We start from the raw sequence: 16,842 nt of genomic DNA on the forward strand, positions 1-16,842 counted from the left end.
CCTCCTACGCGCCGACGACCAGCAGGACGCCGAACGTCAGCATCACGACGGCGACCAGGCCGTCGAACACCCGCCACGTCAGCGGCTTCGCGAACAGCGGCCTGAGTAGTCGCCCGCCGAACCCGAGCGCACCGAACCACAGGCAGCTCGCCGCGACGGCCCCGACGGTCCAGAGCCAGCGGTCGTCCGAGCCCTGCTGGTTCGCGACGGACCCGAGGAACACCAGCGTGTCCAGGTACACGTGCGGGTTCGCCCACGTGAAGACGAGCATGGTCGCCACCGCCGTGCGCATGGTCACCGCCTGGCCGGGAGGCGCGGAGCGTGTCCGCCCCGCCGCCACCGTCCCGGGCCGGGCGGGTCCACTGCCCGCGGCCGGCTCCGGCACGCCGTCGTCCGCCGCCTCGTCGGCCACGCGCATGGCGTCGCTCGACGGCCGCAGTGCCCGTCGCGCGGCGAGCACGCCGTAGGTCACCAGGAACGCGGCCCCGACGAACCGGACCACCAAGAGCGCCACGGGGAACCGGTCGACGACGGCCCCGACGCCGAGCACCCCCGCGACGATGAGCACGGCGTCCGACACCGCGCACGCGACGACCGCCGCCGCGACCAAGCGCAGGCCCGAGCTGACCGCCAACCGGAGCAGGTAGGTGTTCTGCACGCCGATCGCGACGATCAGGGCGAGTCCGGTGCCGAGGCCGGCGAGCAGGGGGAGGAGTGCGGTCACGTCGACGACGCTAGGCCCGGCCAGGCCTGTAGGCCAGCTCACGTTCCTTCAGCGCCGTAAGCTGCACTGCATGGTCCGGTTCCAGCGTGAGCACCTCGAGACCCTGTTGGCAGCGGTCGACCACGGCACACTCGACGCGGCTGCCCGAGCGCTGGCGATCACCCCGTCGGCGGTCTCCCAGCGGATCAAGTCGATGGAGCAGCAGGTCGGCCGGGTCCTGCTGCAGCGGACGACCCCGGTGGCGCCGACCGCCGACGGTGCGGTCGTGCTCCGACACGCCCGCCAGGTGCGGTTGCTCGACGACGAGACCGCTCGGGCACTCGGCGAGACCGACGCCCACGGCTCGGGATCCGCCATGCCGTCGATCCCGCTCGCCGTCAACGCCGATTCGCTCAGCACGTGGTTCCTCGACGCCCTCGCACGCGTCCGCGCCGACACCGAGGTGGTCTTCGACCTGCACCGCGAGGACCAGGACCGCACCGCCGAACTGCTGCGCGCCGGCACGGTGATGGGCGCCGTGACCGCCGAGGCGGATCCCGTGCAGGGCTGCTCGTCGGTGCCGCTCGGCATCGATCGGTACCGGGCCGTTGCGTCGCCGGCCTTCGTCGACCGCTACCTGGCTGACGCCGACACCGAACGACGCATGCTGAGTCGCCTCGACCGGGTGCCGCTCGTCGACTACGACCGCGACGACGACCTGCAGCAGGGCTACCTCCGCCGCGTGCTCGGCCACGCGCCCGCCGGTCCACGCCACTTCGTCCCGACCTCGGCCGACTTCGCGCGGGCGGTCTCGCTCGGCTTCGGGTGGGGGATGCTGCCCGAGGCGCAGTGCCTCGATGCCCTGGCACGGGGCGAGCTGCTCGAGCTCACGCCGACGCGCCGCGCGGACGTCGCACTGTGGTGGCAGCGGTGGAACCTGGCGTCGCCGTTGCTCGAGCGGGTGAGCGACGCCGTGCGGTCGACCGCGGCCGAGCGGCTGCATCCCGTCTCCCGGTGATGCGAGCCGGTCCTGTGCCTGTGCCTGAGCCCGCGCCGGCAGCTCAGCTCTGGCAGCGTGGGCACCAGTAGGTGTCCCGCAGGGTGAGCTCCGAGTCGCCGAGGTCCCCTCGCCGGATCCGGGTGCCGCACCGCAGGCACGGCTTGCCCGCGCGTCCGTAGACCCAGAACCGACGCCCTGGGCGGTCGACGCCGGTCGTCACCCGGTGGCTGCGGTCCCGGTTCGCCAGGATGAGCCGGCTGGCCAGGGCGATCGTCCGAGCGGGGTCGTGCACCTCGGCCACCGGTCGGGTCGGCAGCACCCCGCGCAGGAAGCAGAGCTCGTTGCGGTAGACGTTGCCGAGGCCGGCGAGCACCCGCTGGTCGAGCAGGGCCAGGCCCACCGGACGCGCAGGGTCCCGCGTCAGGTTCTCGAGCGCCATGTCGGCGTCCCAGTCGGGGCCGAGCAGGTCCGGGCCGAGGTGTCCGACGACCTCGGACTCCTGGTCGCGGGGGACCACCTCGAGTACCCCGAGCGTGAACCCGACGGTCGAGACGTCCTCGGCGTCGAGGATCGCGCGTGCCTGGTGCGCCGGACGTCGCCAGCGCTCACCGGGGGCGTAGACGTCCCACCGCCCCTCCATCTTGAGGTGCGAGTGCACGGTCAGGTCCCCGATCCGGTGCAGCAGGTGCTTGCCGCGGGGCACGACCTCGTCGACGGTGCGACCGACCAGGTCGACGGTCGCGAACGCGGGCACCCGGAAGTCGCTGCGGGTCAGGACCTTGCCCGCGAGCGCCGTGTGCAGCCGGTGCGCCGCCCGGTAGACGGTGTCGCCCTCAGGCACGGAGCCGGAGTCCCTGCGGGGTGGCGGTGAAGCCGGCTTCGCCCAGCGCGGAGCCGAGCGGGGTCCCGAGGACGAACTCGCCGTCGACGCGTTCGACCGCGAGCTTCCGCAGGCCCGTCCGCACGATGCCCGCGATCGACGCGGCTGCGACGGCGAGGTCGGCGGGGTCGTCCGTGAAGGTCAGCACGGACTTGCCGCCGCGCTCGACGTACACCGCGAGCCGGCCGTCGACGGTGGTGACGAGCGCTCCGGCCTTGCGCCCGGGCCGGTGGCCGCGGGTGCCGGTGGTGGCAGGTGTCGAGGCCGCCGGTGATGCCGATCCTGCGGCGTCGGCGGTCGTGTCGTCCGCGTCACCGGCGGCCCGGTCCTCGGACGGCCAGGGCAGCGACGCACCGTACGGGTTCGCGGGGTCGGTCGCCGCCAGGGTCAGCGCCTCGCGCTTCCGGTCCGGGTCGACGCGCTCGTCGTCGTCGAGGTCGCGTGCGTAGGTGCGGAGCCGGTCGATCGTCGGCCCGGTGGCGAACTGTGCGGCGCCGAGGCCCTCGATGAAGTACCCGCGGCGCGCACGCCCGGACTCCTCGAACCGCGACAGGACCCGGTACACGCCGGCGAAGCCACCCCGGACGCCCTCGACCTGCACGGCGCCGCGCGTGACGACCCCGTACCGCTCGAGCAGCTGTTCGGCGGTCGCGGCGGCCCGCAGGGTCGAGTCGGACTCGGCCAGCGGGAGCAGGGACCAGCGGCCGCCGACGGACGGCGGACCGGACTGCGTCGGCATCGTCGGACGTCGGCGCCCGCGGTACGCACGGGCCCGCGGGGCACTGCTGCTCTTCGCCTTGCCACCGAGCATCGAGCGGAGCGGTGCGAACGTGTCGTTCGTGATCTGTCCGGCCCAGACGAGGTCCCACAGCGCCGTCGTCAGGGCCTGGTCGTCCGTGCTGCCGACCGCCTGCCCGAGCTGGCGGAAGAAGTACGCACCGCCGCCGGCCAGGGCACCGAGCACGTCGCGTTGCAGCTCGGTGGTCTCGTCGCCGGAGGGCTCGGCGAGCGTCGTCGACGCCGTCTCGGCCAGGTGCAGGCGCACCCATCCGTCGTTGCCGGGCAGGGTCCCGCCGCCCGACCACAGGACCTCGCCGGTGGCGGTGAGCTCGTCGAGCATGTTCGTGGAGTAGTCGGTCACCCGCGCGGGCAGCACCAAGGTCTCCCAGGCGCTCGCGGGCAGCGCGACCCCGGCGAGCTGGTCGATCACCTGCAGGACGCCGTCGACCCCGCGCAGGCCGCCGCGGGTGCCCGGGGTCTGCACGTGCTGCCAGGCCGGCAGGAACCGCGCCAGGGTGTCGGGGGACACCGGCTCGACCTCGTGCCGGAGCGCGGCGAGGGACTTCGTGCGGATCCGCCGCAGGACCTCGGCGTCGCACCACTCGGCGCCCTGACGATCCGGCCGGAACTCGCCCTCGACCACCCGACGGTCGGCCACCAGGCGGCGCAGGGTGTCCTGCACCACGGCGATCCCGAGGCCGAGACGGCCGGCGGCTTCCTGTGCGGAGAACGGCCCGTGCGACCGGGCGTACCGGCCGACCAGGTCACCGAGCGGGTCGGCGACGGGTTCGACGAACGCGGTCGGTACCCCGATCGGCAGCGGGACCCCGAGCGCGTCACGCAGGCGTGAGGCGTCCTCGATGACGGCCCAGCGGGTGGCTCCGGCGTGCGAGAACGACAGGACGCGGCGGTCCCGTTCGAGCGCGGTGAGGATCGCCTGGACCTCGGCGTCGGCCGCCCCGCGGTCCGGAGCCCCGGCGAGCCAGCTGCGGTCGACGGCCTCGGACAGATCGAGCGCCCCGACCAGCCGCAGCACGTCGACGAGCCCCTCGGCGTCGCGGGCGCGACGGTCCGGTGACAGCCGCTGCAGGTCCTGCTCCACCGAGGCGATGACCGCCGGGTCGAGCAGCTCCCGCAGCTCGGCCCGACCGAGCAGTTCGCCGAGCAGCGTCGAGTCGAGCGACAGCGCCGCTGCCCGACGCTCGGCGAGCGGGGAGTCGCCCTCGTACATGAACGCGGCCACGTACCCGAACAGGATCGAGCGGGCGAAGGGCGACGGGGTCTCGGTCTCGGTCTCGACCAGGCGGATGCGACGACCGGCGATCTCGTCGGCGATCCCGAGCAGAGCGGGCACGTCGTACACGTCCTGCAGCACCTCGCGCACGGTCTCGAGCACGATCGGGAACGACGGGTACTTCCTGGCCACCTCGAGCAGCTGCGACGCCCGCTGCCGCTGCTGCCACAGGGGGGACCGCTGCCCGGGGTTCCGCCGGGGCAGCAGCAGGGCGCGCGCCGCACACTCGCGGAACCGCGCGGCGAACAGCGCTGACCCGCCGACCTCGTCGGTGACGAGCGCTTCGAGGTCGTCGCGCTCGAACACGAACAGGTCAGCACCCGGCGGTTCGGCGTCGGTCTCGGGGATGCGCACCACGATGCCGTCGTCGGCGGCCATCGCGTCGCCGTCGATGCCGTGCCGTTCGCGCAGCCGCGCCGCGACCGCCAGGGCCCACGGTGCGTGCACCTGCATGCCGTACGGCGAGTGCAGGATGAGCCGCCAGTCGCCGAGTTCGTCGCGGAAGCGCTCGACCACGAGCGTGGTGTCGTTCGGCACGTGGCCGGTGGCCGCGCGCTGGTCGCGCAGGAAGGTCAGCAGGTTCGTGACGGCGCGCTCGTCGAGGCCACCGGCGGCGACCCGGGCCCGGGCGTCGTCGTCCGAGGAGCCCTCGACCTCGCGCACGAACGCCCCGGTCGCACGACCGAGTTCGGCGGGGCGGCCGATGCCGTCGCCCTTCCAGAACGGCACCCGGCCGGGCTGTCCGAAGGCCGGGCTCACGATGACCCGGTCGTGGGTGATCTCCTCGATGCGCCAGCTCGTCGCGCCGAGGGCGAAGACGTCGCCGACGCGCGACTCGTAGACCATCTCCTCGTCCAGCTCGCCGACGCGCGACGCCTTCTCGCCGACCATGAACACGCCGAACATGCCGCGGTCCGGGATCGTGCCGCCGCTCGTCACCGCGAGGCGCTGGGCGCCGGGGCGTCCGGTCAGGGTGCCGTGCACGCGGTCCCACACCAGCCGCGGGCGGAGTTCGGCGAACTCGTCGCTCGGGTACCGTCCGGTCACCAGGTCGAGCGTGGCGTCGAACGCCGAGCGGGGCAGGCCGCTGAACGGGGCGCTGCGTCGGACCAGGTCGAACCAGTGCTCGACGTCGACGGTGTCGATCGCCCCGGCCGCGACCGTGTGCTGCGCCAGGACGTCGAGGGGGTTCGCCGGAACCGAGATCGACTCGATCTGGCCCGTGACCATCCGCTCCACCGTGACCGCACTGTTGACGAGGTCGGCGCGGTGCTTCGGGAACAGCACCCCGCGGGAGATCTCGCCCACCTGGTGCCCGGCACGGCCGACGCGCTGCAGGCCGCTCGCGACCGATGGCGGCGCCTCGACCTGGACGACGAGGTCGACCTCGCCCATGTCGATCCCGAGTTCGAGCGAACTCGTCGCGACCACGCACCGCAGCCGACCGGACTTCAGGTCGTCCTCGATGATCGCGCGCTGGTCCTTCGACACCGAGCCGTGGTGGGCTCGGGCGAGCACGGGCACTGCAGTGTCCGAGCCGCCGCCACCGGTCTGCCCGGACGCGCCGATCATCTGCGCCGGCGGTCGCTTCGTGCCCTGGGGTGCGACCGCGTGTGCCGAGGTCCGCGCGGGTGACTGCGGGCGACCCCGCGCCACCGGCAGCCCGTCGTCGGCCGGCGAGACCCCCGCCGGGACCAACGCGTCTGCGACCTCGGCCGGAGCCGCCGCGGCGAGGACGCGCTCTTCGTGGATCTCGTTGAGCCGCGCGGTGAGTCGCTCGGCCAGTCGCCGCGAGTTCGCGAACACGATCGTCGACCGGTGCTCCTCGACGAGGTCGACCACGCGCTCTTCGACGTGCGGCCAGATCGAGCCGTTCGAGGGCGCGTCGGACGCGTCCGCACCGACCGGCGGAGCACCGAGCTCGGCCATGTCGTCGACCGGCACGACGACCCGCAGGTCGAAGGTCTTCTGCGCCGGCGGGGCGATGATCGTCACCGGCGCCCGACCCCCGAGGAACCGCGCGACCTCTTCCGGCGGTCGGACCGTTGCGGACAGCCCGATGCGCTGCACGGGCTTGTCGAGCAGGTCGTCGAGGCGCTCGAGCGAGACGGCCAGGTGTGCCCCGCGCTTGGTCGAGGCGACGGCGTGCACCTCGTCCACGATGACGGTGTCGACGTTGACCAGGGTCTCGCGTGCCTGCGAGGTGAGCATGAGGTACAGCGACTCGGGCGTCGTGATGAGGATGTCCGGTGGCTGGCGGAGCAGCTTCTGCCGGTCCGACGACGGGGTGTCACCGCTGCGCACTCCGACGGTGACCTCTGGTGGTTCGGTGCCGAGCCGCCGGGCCGTCTGCGCGATCCCGACGAGCGGGCTGCGCAGGTTCCGCTCGACGTCGACGCCGAGGGCCTTGAGGGGTGAGACGTACAGGACGCGCGTGCGCTGCTTGGCCGGTGGGCGATCCGTCGCGCTGATGAGCCGGTCGATCGACCACAGGAACGAGGCCAGGGTCTTGCCGGAACCGGTCGGTGCGATGACGAGTGCGTGCTGTCCCGTCGAGATGGCGTCCCAGGCGCCCGCCTGTGCCGGGGTCGGGGCCTCGAACGCGCCCCGGAACCACTCCGCGGTCGCGGGGGAGAAGCGCTCGAAGACGTCCGTCATGGTCCGCCCATCCTGCCCGGCACCACCGACAGCAGGCCCAGTGCGGAGTACCCCTTGACAGAACGAGAGTTAGCGATCTATCGTAAACACATCGCGATACGACGAAGACGAAACCAGTCAGACCGATCGCGAGCCGACTCAGCACCAAGGAAGGACGCACCATGCGCCCCATGCACGACGACAACGACAGCAACCACCACCCGCGCGGCCCCCGGTTCGGCGGCGCGCGGCAGCACCACGGCGCCGGGTTCCCCGGCCGCGACCGCGGTGACCACGAGCACGGCGGCCGAGGCGGCCGTGGCTTCGGCCCGGGCTTCGGGCCGGGCATGGGCTTCGGCCCCGGCTTCGGCGGCTTCGGCGGACCCGGCTTCGGTCGCGAACGCCGACGCCGCGGTGACGTCCGCCTCGCGATCCTCGGCCTGCTGGCCGAGGGACCGCAGAACGGCTACGCCGTGATCAAGACCATCGCCGAGCGCACCGGCGGCGCGTGGAAGCCGAGCCCGGGCTCGGTCTACCCGACACTGCAGCAGCTCGTCGACGAAGACCTCGTGGTCTCGTCGGGCGACGGCCGCAAGACGCTCTTCGAGCTCACCGACGCCGGCAAGGCCGAGGCCGAGTCGAAGGCCGACGAGATCGCGGCGGCACTCGACGCGGCGCCCGGGATCCCGGACGCCCAGCGCGAGTTCTTCGAGGCGCTCCGGAAGACCATGGGCGTCCTGCAGATGTACCGCACGACCGCGACGGAGGACCAGGCCAAGGCCGCCACCGCCAAGGTCGACCAGCTCCGCAAGGACCTGCTGCAGATCCTCGCCGACTGACGGACGAACCGGACGGGAGGCACGGTGCCAGCCCGCACCGTCCCTCCCGTCCGTCGTCGCCGGGGCTGACCCCCGCGCATCGTGAGCAGAAAAGGTCGAGTCCGCACGTCGGACCCGACCATTTCTGCTCACCAAGCGCGTCCCGCGCCTACGCCCCGATGAACGCCGCGACGTCCGACAGTTCCGCTGCGGACACCGCGTGCGGCAGACCCCCGTACGTCCGGTCCGTCACGGTGGTGTTCGCCGCCGCCCACGCCTGCGTGCGCGCGGTGGCCTCGGCCGGGATCACCGGGTCGAGGTCGCCGTGCCCGAGGAACACCCGCGGTCGGACGGCGGCGACGGCCTCGTCACGCGAGTCCGTCACCCCCGGCACGACGAACCCGGAGAGCGACACCGCGAACGCGAACGCAGCCGGCCGTGCCCGCAGCAGCTGGAGCGCCATCGACCCGCCCTGCGAGAACCCGAGCAGGCCGATCCGCGGGTGGTCGGCGGCGACGGAGTCGATCCACGCGAGCACCCCGGCGGCCGCGGCGTCGACGGGCTCGAGTGCAGGGGAACCGGGTGTGCCGAGCGGGTACCAGCTGAACCCCTGCCCCCACGGCATCGGTGCCCGCAGCGACGCCATCGTCCAGGCTGCCGGCAGCGTGGGGGCGAGTCCGAGCAGGTCGTGCTCGTTCGACCCCACGCCGTGCATGGTCACGAGCAGCGGGGTCCCCGCGCGTTCCCCCGCGGGACGCGTCCACTGCACCAGGTCTGCATCGATCATGTGGACAACGCTAACCATCCCCAAGTCCCGCGCCTTCCGCCGAACTCGACGCCGTCCCTGGTAGACACGGTGCATGGCCTCGTTGCAAACCCCCGACCCCGACTCCGGCTGGCTGTCCGACGAGGAACTCGCCAACGCGCGTCGTCGACTCCCCATCTGCTACGTCGAGGCGATCCCCGTCCGCACCGACGGGCTCGGCGTCGTGACCGAGGTCGGGGTGCTCCTGCGCGTGGCCCCGAGCGGTTCGATCGTGCGCACCCTGGTGTCCGGTCGTGTGATGTTCGGCGAGTCCATCCGCACGGCGCTCTTCCGCCACCTCGAGAAGGACCTCGGGCCGATGGCGTTCCCGCAGCTGCCGTCGAGCCCGACGCCGTTCACCGTGGCCGAGTACTTCCCGCTCCCCGGCGCGTCCGTCTACACCGACGAGCGGCAGCACGCGATCTCGCTGGCCTACGTCGTCCCGGTGACCGGCACGTGCGAGCCCCGGCAGGACGCCCTCGAGCTCACCTGGATGACCCCGATGGAAGCCGCGTCCGACGGCGTCGCCGACGACATGGAGGGTGGCCGCGGTGCCCTGCTGCGCGCGGGCCTCGCCTCGGTCGGCGCGCTCATGTGACGACCGGCGCGGAACTCGAACCGGCAGCACCCGGACACGACGAAGCCCCCGGATCCGATCGGATCCGGGGGCTTCGCAGCGCGGTGCTGGACCGGCTTGTTACTTGGTGTCGCGGTCGTTCTTGAGGCTGTCGGCGACGCCGGAAGCGGCGTCCTTGACGTTCGTACCCGCCTGCTTGGTGTCGGCCTTGACCTGATCGGTCTTGCCCTCAGCCTTGAGGTGGTCGTTGTCCGTCGCGTTCCCGACGGCCTCCTTGACCTTGCCTGCCGCCTTCTCAGCGGCGTTCTTGATGTCTTCGATCCCAGCCATAGGCACTCCTTCCAACAGCGGACGTTTCCCCGTCAGCCGCTTGCGCGGCGTCCGGTGCAGGAGAAACTACGCCCGTCGCGGTGGTGGGCTCGCAGCCGACCTCAAGGTTGTCCCCCGCGGGTCAGCGTGGCTGGGTCGGGCAGGTCAGTGGCGGTCTGCAGCGCCGGCCGGACGGGAGGCGCGGCGCGAGGAGCCACGACGGCCCCCGCCCGACTCCTGGCCGGCTCCACGGCCCGCGGCGTAGCCACCGTCCGAGGACCAGACCGCCGACGACCCACCGCGCACGGTGTCGCTGCCGGCGCGACGGCTGCCGCCGCTGCGGCGACCGCCCGTCGAGCCCGCACCCGCCGCAGCGGAGCGACCGGTGCCCTCGGACCGTGCGCCACGAGCCGGACGGCCCTGACGGCCCCCGGCCGAACCGGCGGACTCGGAAGCCGAGCCGGAGCGCGCGGGCTGACCCGAGCCTCCCGGACGACCGCCGCGACCACGGCGACCGCGGTCACCGGCGGAATCGGCGGAACGCTGCTTGGGCTGACGCTGCTGCTGTGCGGGCTCCTCGGCGACGTGGCGGATCGGGGCGACCTCGCCGACGAGCGTGGTGACCGCCGGCGACGTCGCGGTGACCTGCTGCGGGGTGACCTTGATCGCGGCGGCGCGCATCATCTGCGCGACGTCGCGACGCTCGGCGGGCATCGTCACCGTGACGACGTCACCCGACGAACCGGCACGGGCGGTACGGCCCGAGCGGTGCAGGTACGCCTTGTGCTCGGTGGGCGGGTCGACGTGCACGACGAGCTCGACGTTGTCGACGTGCACACCGCGGGCGGCGACGTCGGTGGCGACGAGGACGAGGGCCTCGCCGGACGAGAACTTCGCGAGGTTCCGCTCACGAGCACCCTGCGACAGGTTGCCCTGCAGGTCGACGGCCGGGATCCCCTGGCTGCTGAGCTGCTTGGCGAGGCGCTTGGCGTGGTGCTTCGTGCGCATGAAGAGGATGCGGCGACCGTTGCCAGAGGCGAGGGTGCTCACGAGGTGCTTCTTCGCGTCGGCGTCGGCGACCTCGAACAGGTGGTGGGTCATCGCCTCGACGGGGCTGTTCGCCTCGTCGACGGAGTGCATCACCGGGTTGTGCAGGAACTTCTTGACGAGCTTGTCCACGCCGTTGTCGAGCGTGGCCGAGAACAGCAGTCGCTGTCCGTTCTCGGGGGTCGCCTGCATGATCTTGGTGACACCGGGCAGGAAGCCCATGTCGGCCATGTGGTCGGCCTCGTCGAGGACGGTCACCTCGATGTCGCCGAGGTTCACGTGGCCCTGCTGCATGAGGTCGGCGAGCCGGCCCGGGCAGGCGACGACGACGTCCACGCCGCCGCGCAGGGCGTCGACCTGACGGCCCTGACCGACGCCACCGAAGATGGTGGTCGTGTTCAGGCCCATGGCCTTGGCGAGCGGGGCGAGGGCGACGTCGATCTGGGTCGCGAGCTCACGCGTCGGAGCGAGCACCAGGGCGCGGGGGCGGCCGGCGCGGCGCTTGCGGCCGCTGGCTGCGAGACGGGCGACGAGCGGGATCGCGAACGCGATCGTCTTGCCGGAGCCGGTGCGGCCGCGGCCGAGGACGTCCTTGCCCTGCAGGGAGTCGGGGAGCGTGTCCTCCTGGATCGGGAACGCGGTCTCCTTGCCCTGGTCGGCGAGGACGGCGACCATCGGCGCGGGGACGCCGAGGTCGGAGAAACGGAGGTCATTGGTGGTCATGGTGACCTTTCGAGCCGGATGAGACCGGCTGTGGGCGCGCTCTGAGGCAGCGCGCGGGCGGGATGCGCGCCAACAGAGGTGGCTGGCGCAGTCGCCGCAGCAGAGAAGCCTGGGCACCTTCGGGAGGTGCTCGATCATCGACCAGAGGATCAGTGGAACGTGGTCGGGAGTTCGGGGCGTCCGTACGACGCACGAGACGATCGGCGTCTCGAGTACCACCAGCATAGCGCGTGCACCCCGCAGAACCCAGGACCGGGCAGTTCGACGTGCGCATGCGAGGATTCCGGGGTGCGTACGCGAACCGTCCTGATCACCACCGCGATGGCCCTGGTGGCCGTCCTCGGCACGGCCGGCTGCGCCGAGGCTGCTCCGACCAGCGCTGCGGCGAGCTACCGCAACCTGCCGACCTCGGGGCGCCCCGACTACCAGCTCGGCGGCTCCTACACACCGCCGTCCGGCGTGACGATCGTCGAACGGGACAGCACCGCGAAGCCCGCGAAGGGCACGTACGACATCTGCTACGTCAACGGGTTCCAGACACAGCCCGAGGCGGCTCGCACGTGGACGAAGTCGTACCCGTCGGCGATCCTGCGTGACCGGGCCGGCAAGCCGGTGTCCGACCCGGGGTGGCCGGACGAGATGCTGCTCGACACCCGGACGGCGGCGAAGCGCGCGCTCATCACGAAGGTGATCGCGAAGACCGTCGCCCGCTGCGGCGCCCGCGGGTTCGACGCGGTCGAGTTCGACAACCTCGACTCGTGGACCCGCAGCGGGAAGCGGCTGACCCGTGCCGGCAACCTGGCGCTCGCGAAGTCGCTGGTGGCCGCCGGACACCGGCACGGCCTGGCCGTCGGGCAGAAGAACACGCCGCAGCTCGGGGCGTCGGGGCGGAAGCAGACCGGGTTCGACTTCGTCGTCGCCGAGGAGTGCGTGCAGTACCGGGAGTGCGCGGCGTACACGAAGGTCTACGGCGGGCGGGTCATCGACGTGGAGTACTCGGACACCCTCGAGCGCTCGTGGGGCTCGGTCTGCAAGCTGAAGAGCCGCCCGGCCATGACGATCCTGCGGGACCGCGACCTGGTCACCCCGAAGGACGACGCGTACGTCTACAAGCGCTGCTGAGCGCCCGGAAGCACCAGGTACGCCCGGAGCCTCCGGGGCTACGCGGGCCACGCGTCCTTGAGCGCGGTGGCCGCCTGGTCGGCGGAGAGCCCGGCACCGCGGGCAGCGGCCGCCAGGGCACGTGCGGCGTCCGCGACTGCGTCCGGCACCTCGGCCGGCCGCACCACGCGCGTCCCGGCGCCGCGTGCGGTGTGCACGAGTCCGGCCTCCTCGAGCAGCTGGTAGGCCTTCGCGACCGTCCCTGCGGCGAGTCCGAGCTCGTCGGCCAGGCCGCGCACGCTCGGCAGTCGTTCGCCGTCGACGAGGTACCCCGCACCGATCTGCGCCGCGATCTGCGAGCGGACCTGCTCGAAGGGCGGCACGCGTCCGCCGGCGTCGAGTGCGACCAGACCTGTCATGCGTTCCACCCTAGAAGTCGTACTGCTCGCCGACCGGGATCGGCACCGGCACGGTGTTGCCGGGAGGCGCGAGCGGGCACGCCCACGCCGGGTCGTACGCGCACGACGGGTTGTACGCGAAGTTGAAGTCCAGCACGAGCGAGTCCGCGTCGTCGCCGCCGAGGTCCGAGCCCTTGATCGTGTCGAGCAGGTAGCGTCCGCCGCCGTACGTGCCGCGGGCCTTGCCGGCGCTGGAGTCCTTCACGGGGACGAACAGGCCACCCGCGTACCCGCCGTGCTCCCACACGTCGAGGGTGCCGACTCCGGGGATCCGCACGAGGCCGAGGCGGTCGAAGTGGACGACGCCGTCGGTGCCGGTCTCGAAGTCGAACTCGGCGGGCTCCGTCGCCTCGATGCGGACCTGGAACCGCCAGGCGGGGTCGTAGTCCGGCACGGGCAGCGACTCGAAGTCGTGGGCGTCCTCGTCGAGGAGCGGCGACGCCGGGTGCTCCGCGAACATCGCGTCGCGGGTCTCCCGCCAGAGCGCGTGCGCCGTCTGCGGATCCGGCGTCGCACGGACACGGCGGTACAGGTCGAACGTCATGCGCCGCCAGTCCACGGTCGCGAGCGTGCTCCGCACGCGGTCGTCGGTCGTCGGCTCCTGGGGGCGCGTCTGGCTCACGTGGTCGAGGCTACGCCCGCTCCGCGGCGGACGGGAGGCCCGACTCGCCCTGCGTCAGTCGGCATCCGTCCGCCAGGTGGGTGCGAGCGCACGCATCCGGTACGCCCGCCACTGCCAGATGACCCACATCCCCGGCCACAGCAGTGCGCCGAGCGGCCACGGCCGCATCCGGTAGGTGAGGCGGTCGATCAGCAGCGTCCGGTCGCCGGGAGCCGGCACGACGGCCATCCGGTGGCGCATCGTCATCCGGCCGAACAGCCCGCTCGTCCCGCCCCCGTTGTCGCGCTGCACGGGGACTCCGTGGATCTCGTACAGGTCGAGGTCGACGTGCGTGTCGCCGCTCGGCACGAGCCCGAACGCACTCGCGGTGATCGGGTGCGGGTGTCCCGGTTCCCACCGCTCGGGGAACCCCTCGGGGCTGCGCGAGCGGTACACCAGGAACGGTTTCGTCACCGCGACCATCACGGACGGGGACAGCAGGGCGTCGCGCACGGCGGCCACCGGCGCGTCGAGGACGATCCGGATACCGACGTGCATGCCGAGGACCCTACGCTCGCGGCCCACATCCGCTCTCGACAAATGTGAAATACGAGTATGTGAGTGTGTACAGCATGCGAACCACTCACCACCGCCTCCCCCTGCTCGCCGCCCCCGCCGTCCTCCTCGTCCTCGCCGGCTGCGCGGCCGGAACGCCTCCCGAGGCCGACGCGCACGACGCCGGCACGTCGTGGTCGTACGAGGGGGCCGGGTCTCCGGAGCGCTGGGGCGCCCTCGCCGACGAGTACGGCACCTGCGGCACCGGCGAGCGGCAGTCCCCGATCGACCTGCCGGCAGCTCGCGGTGGCGCCGACCTCGACCTCGTCGGCTCCGGCGCCGTCCGGGGTCTGACGGCGGACAACGGGCACACCGTGCAGTTCACGGCCGGTGACGGCGCCACGACGACCATCGCGGGCGAGGACCTCGACCTCGTCCAGATGCACTTCCACGCGGGTTCGGAGCACACCGTCGACGGCGAGCCGGCCGACGCGGAGTTCCACTTCGTGCACGCCGACGGCCGCGGCGACCTGACCGTCGTCGGGGTCCTCGCCGAGCGGGGCGCACACAACCCCGCCTACGAGAGCTACCTCGCCGGGGCGACGGCAGGTGCCGGCCGCGAGAGCACGGTGGACATCGAGGCGATGCTGCCGGAGGTCAGGTCGTTCGCGACGTACGAGGGCTCGCTCACCACGCCGCCGTGCACCGAAGGCGTGCGGTGGATCGTGCTCGAGGAACCGATCGAACTCGGCGCCGACCAGCTCGCCGACCTCGAGGCGGCGCACGTCGAGAACGCGCGTCCGGTCCAGCCGCTCGGCGACCGGACCGTCCGTCACACGCTCTGACGGTCAGGCGTGCCGGGCGGACCGGCGGCGGGACCCCTCGGCGCGGTCGTGCTGCCGGAGCCGCTCGGCCAGGGACAGCCGGACGGCCGGCCACTCCGACGCGATGATCGAGAACACCACGGTGTCGCGGAGCGTGCCGTCGCGGCCGATCGAGTGGTTCCGCAGGACGCCGTCCTGCTTCGCGCCCAGGCCGGCGATCGCGGCGCGGGACTGGTGGTTGTGCCAGTGCGTGCGGAACTCGACCGCGATGCACTGCCAGGCCTCGAACGCGTGGGACAACATCAGCAGCTTCGACTCGGTGTTGATGCCCGACCGCTGCGCCGACTTCGCCAGGAAGGTGCTGCCGATCTCGACGTGCCGGTTGCCCGGGTCGATGTTCATGAAGGTCGTCGAACCGACCACGCGACCGGTCGGACGGTCCCGCACCGCGAAGGGCACCATGCGGCCGGCCTCGTGCTCGGCGAGGCGCCGGTCGATCTCGTCCTCGACCTGGGCCGGCGCGGGGACCGAGGTGTACCAGGTCCGCCACAGATCGCCGTCGGTCACCGCTGCCCGCAGGTCGTCCGCGTGCTCCTGCGAGAGGGGCTCGAGCGTCACACGGTCGCCGGTCAGGGTGGGCGCGGGGGCGATCTCCATGGAAGTGCATCCTACGGTCGTCGACCCTGGCGAAGCCTGTCGGGACGGTCACCCTGTGGAGAGGGACAGCATCGTCCGGACGGCTATCGTGACGGACGTGGCAGAACGCACCCAGGAGCAGTACCAGGTCCGGTTCGCGTGGGGCGCCGGCGGGGCCGCACGCATCGCGCACGGCGCACACCTCGTCGTCTGGGTGGACGTCCTGCCGGGCTCGCCGGACGCGGCGGCGCAGCGCCGCGCGCTCCGGAACGCGACCGCCCGGGTACCGGACGGGCCGGAGGTCGTGCTCGGCCACCTCGGCAACGCGACCGCGATCGCGGAACGGGTGACGGGCCTCCAGGCCGAACGCGGCGACCGCTGCGTCGTCGCCGTCGTCGCCGCCGGGCTGCACCACGCCGGTGCCCTGGACGACGCGGCCGAGGCCGCGGGCGAAGCCGTCGACGTGCCCGACGCCCCCGACTTCGCGGTCGAGGACCTGCTCGCGGCCGGTGCCGTCGTCGACGCGCTCGCCGCAGTCGGGATCGACCACACCGCGCCGGAGGCCGCCGCCGCCTGCGCGGCGTACACGGGGCTCCGACGCGCGGTGAAGCACCTGGTCACGGCGTCCGAGAGTGCGTCCGCCCTCGGACGCGAACACGTGCACGCGGCACTCGCCGTCGGGCCGGACCTGGTCGTCCTGCGGGAATCACGGGGCCGGGCGTAGCGTTCGGGCGGACAGGGCCGGTGCGCCGTCCAGGCCGTCCGGCACCAGCGAGCGAAGGAGCAACGCATGAAGGCAGTCGTCGGCGACACGGTGATCGCGGAGGCCCCGGAAGAGGACCTCATCAAGATCGAGGGCAACTGGTACTTCCCGCCGTCGAGCGTGAAGTCCGAGCTCTTCACCGAGAGTCCCACCCAGTACCACTGCCCGTGGAAGGGCGACACGCAGTACTTCACGGTGAACGTCGACGGGCAGGCGCTGCAGGACCGTGCGTGGTCCTACCCGACGCCGATCCCGTCGTCGTTCGACCGGGTCGGCAAGGACTACTCGGGCTACGTCGCGTTCTGGAAGGACGTCACGGTCGTCGAGTGAC

The 16,842-nt window shown here is 72.7% G+C and carries 17 protein-coding genes; 7 read left to right on the forward strand and 10 right to left on the reverse strand.

Features of this window, described 5'->3' with window-relative positions; genetic code table 11:
- Window positions 1–4: 4 nt before the first annotated feature.
- Window positions 5–724, reverse strand: coding sequence for a LysE/ArgO family amino acid transporter (locus tag ACVKXF_RS06145; protein ID WP_456795197.1), 720 nt, complete (start codon window positions 722–724; stop codon window positions 5–7).
- A 70-nt stretch (window positions 725–794) separates the two neighbouring features.
- Here ACVKXF_RS06145 and ACVKXF_RS06150 point away from each other — a divergent pair, with 70 nt between their 5' ends.
- Complete coding sequence (locus ACVKXF_RS06150) at window positions 795–1,721, forward strand: LysR family transcriptional regulator ArgP (RefSeq protein ID WP_340197819.1); 927 nt, start codon at window positions 795–797, stop codon at window positions 1,719–1,721.
- Between the two features lie 43 nt (window positions 1,722–1,764).
- Here the strand turns inward: ACVKXF_RS06150 and ACVKXF_RS06155 are convergent, their stop codons facing one another.
- Window positions 1,765–2,544, reverse strand: a complete 780-nt coding sequence (locus ACVKXF_RS06155) for an Fpg/Nei family DNA glycosylase (protein WP_123311656.1) — start codon at window positions 2,542–2,544, stop codon at window positions 1,765–1,767.
- Window positions 2,537–7,315, reverse strand: coding sequence for an Lhr family ATP-dependent helicase (locus ACVKXF_RS06160; protein WP_456795198.1), 4,779 nt, complete (start codon window positions 7,313–7,315; stop codon window positions 2,537–2,539). The genes ACVKXF_RS06155 and ACVKXF_RS06160 overlap by 8 nt, the downstream gene beginning before the upstream one ends.
- 161 nt (window positions 7,316–7,476) lie before the next feature.
- Between ACVKXF_RS06160 and ACVKXF_RS06165 the strand changes: the two genes are divergently transcribed.
- Entirely contained in the window at window positions 7,477–8,133 is a 657-nt protein-coding gene (locus ACVKXF_RS06165) for a PadR family transcriptional regulator (protein WP_425340846.1), read from the forward strand.
- A gap of 148 nt (window positions 8,134–8,281) precedes the next feature.
- Here ACVKXF_RS06165 and ACVKXF_RS06170 read toward each other — a convergent pair whose 3' ends face one another.
- The gene (locus ACVKXF_RS06170) at window positions 8,282–8,899 is read right to left on the reverse strand and encodes an alpha/beta hydrolase (protein WP_456795199.1); all 618 of its coding nucleotides are present in this window, start codon (window positions 8,897–8,899) and stop codon (window positions 8,282–8,284) included.
- Between the two features lie 73 nt (window positions 8,900–8,972).
- Here ACVKXF_RS06170 and ACVKXF_RS06175 point away from each other — a divergent pair, with 73 nt between their 5' ends.
- Window positions 8,973–9,515, forward strand: coding sequence for an NUDIX hydrolase family protein (locus tag ACVKXF_RS06175; RefSeq protein ID WP_111083509.1), 543 nt, complete (start codon window positions 8,973–8,975; stop codon window positions 9,513–9,515).
- 99 nt (window positions 9,516–9,614) lie between these two features.
- Here the strand turns inward: ACVKXF_RS06175 and ACVKXF_RS06180 are convergent, their stop codons facing one another.
- On the reverse strand, window positions 9,615–9,824 hold the full coding sequence (locus ACVKXF_RS06180) for a CsbD family protein (protein ID WP_123311664.1): 210 nt from the start codon (window positions 9,822–9,824) through the stop codon (window positions 9,615–9,617).
- 144 nt (window positions 9,825–9,968) lie between these two features.
- The gene (locus tag ACVKXF_RS06185; RefSeq protein ID WP_340197812.1) at window positions 9,969–11,573 is read right to left on the reverse strand and encodes a DEAD/DEAH box helicase; all 1,605 of its coding nucleotides are present in this window, start codon (window positions 11,571–11,573) and stop codon (window positions 9,969–9,971) included.
- A 288-nt stretch (window positions 11,574–11,861) separates the two neighbouring features.
- Here ACVKXF_RS06185 and ACVKXF_RS06190 point away from each other — a divergent pair, with 288 nt between their 5' ends.
- Complete coding sequence (locus ACVKXF_RS06190; protein WP_456795200.1) at window positions 11,862–12,695, forward strand: endo alpha-1,4 polygalactosaminidase; 834 nt, start codon at window positions 11,862–11,864, stop codon at window positions 12,693–12,695.
- A gap of 38 nt (window positions 12,696–12,733) precedes the next feature.
- Here ACVKXF_RS06190 and ACVKXF_RS06195 read toward each other — a convergent pair whose 3' ends face one another.
- The 3 genes from ACVKXF_RS06195 to ACVKXF_RS06205 form a co-directional block, all read right to left on the reverse strand.
- Window positions 12,734–13,093 carry a GntR family transcriptional regulator gene (locus ACVKXF_RS06195; protein ID WP_340197810.1) on the reverse strand — a complete coding sequence of 120 codons (360 nt, stop codon included), beginning with the start codon at window positions 13,091–13,093 and terminating at the stop codon, window positions 12,734–12,736.
- Between the two features lie 10 nt (window positions 13,094–13,103).
- Window positions 13,104–13,676 carry a DUF1684 domain-containing protein gene (locus tag ACVKXF_RS06200; RefSeq protein ID WP_396291139.1) on the reverse strand — a complete coding sequence of 191 codons (573 nt, stop codon included), beginning with the start codon at window positions 13,674–13,676 and terminating at the stop codon, window positions 13,104–13,106.
- A gap of 132 nt (window positions 13,677–13,808) precedes the next feature.
- Window positions 13,809–14,291, reverse strand: coding sequence for a hypothetical protein (locus tag ACVKXF_RS06205; protein ID WP_456795201.1), 483 nt, complete (start codon window positions 14,289–14,291; stop codon window positions 13,809–13,811).
- Window positions 14,292–14,365: 74 nt separating this feature from the next.
- On the opposite strand from ACVKXF_RS06205, the gene ACVKXF_RS06210 reads away from it, so the two are divergent.
- Window positions 14,366–15,133, forward strand: a complete 768-nt coding sequence (locus ACVKXF_RS06210; protein WP_456795202.1) for a carbonic anhydrase — start codon at window positions 14,366–14,368, stop codon at window positions 15,131–15,133.
- A 3-nt stretch (window positions 15,134–15,136) separates the two neighbouring features.
- On the opposite strand, the gene ACVKXF_RS06215 is transcribed toward ACVKXF_RS06210, so the two are convergent.
- Window positions 15,137–15,769 carry a GNAT family N-acetyltransferase gene (locus ACVKXF_RS06215; protein ID WP_123311676.1) on the reverse strand — a complete coding sequence of 211 codons (633 nt, stop codon included), beginning with the start codon at window positions 15,767–15,769 and terminating at the stop codon, window positions 15,137–15,139.
- A 97-nt stretch (window positions 15,770–15,866) separates the two neighbouring features.
- Between ACVKXF_RS06215 and ACVKXF_RS06220 the strand changes: the two genes are divergently transcribed.
- Together ACVKXF_RS06220 and ACVKXF_RS06225 are read left to right on the forward strand one after the other, a co-directional pair.
- Complete coding sequence (locus ACVKXF_RS06220) at window positions 15,867–16,472, forward strand: 2-phosphosulfolactate phosphatase (RefSeq protein ID WP_456795203.1); 606 nt, start codon at window positions 15,867–15,869, stop codon at window positions 16,470–16,472.
- 66 nt (window positions 16,473–16,538) lie between these two features.
- Window positions 16,539–16,841 (forward strand): DUF427 domain-containing protein, encoded by a 303-nt coding sequence (locus tag ACVKXF_RS06225; RefSeq protein WP_111083501.1) that lies wholly within the window; start codon window positions 16,539–16,541, stop codon window positions 16,839–16,841.
- Window position 16,842 lies beyond the last annotated feature (1 nt).

It is taken from the genome of Curtobacterium sp. PvP017 (assembly GCF_054060195.1).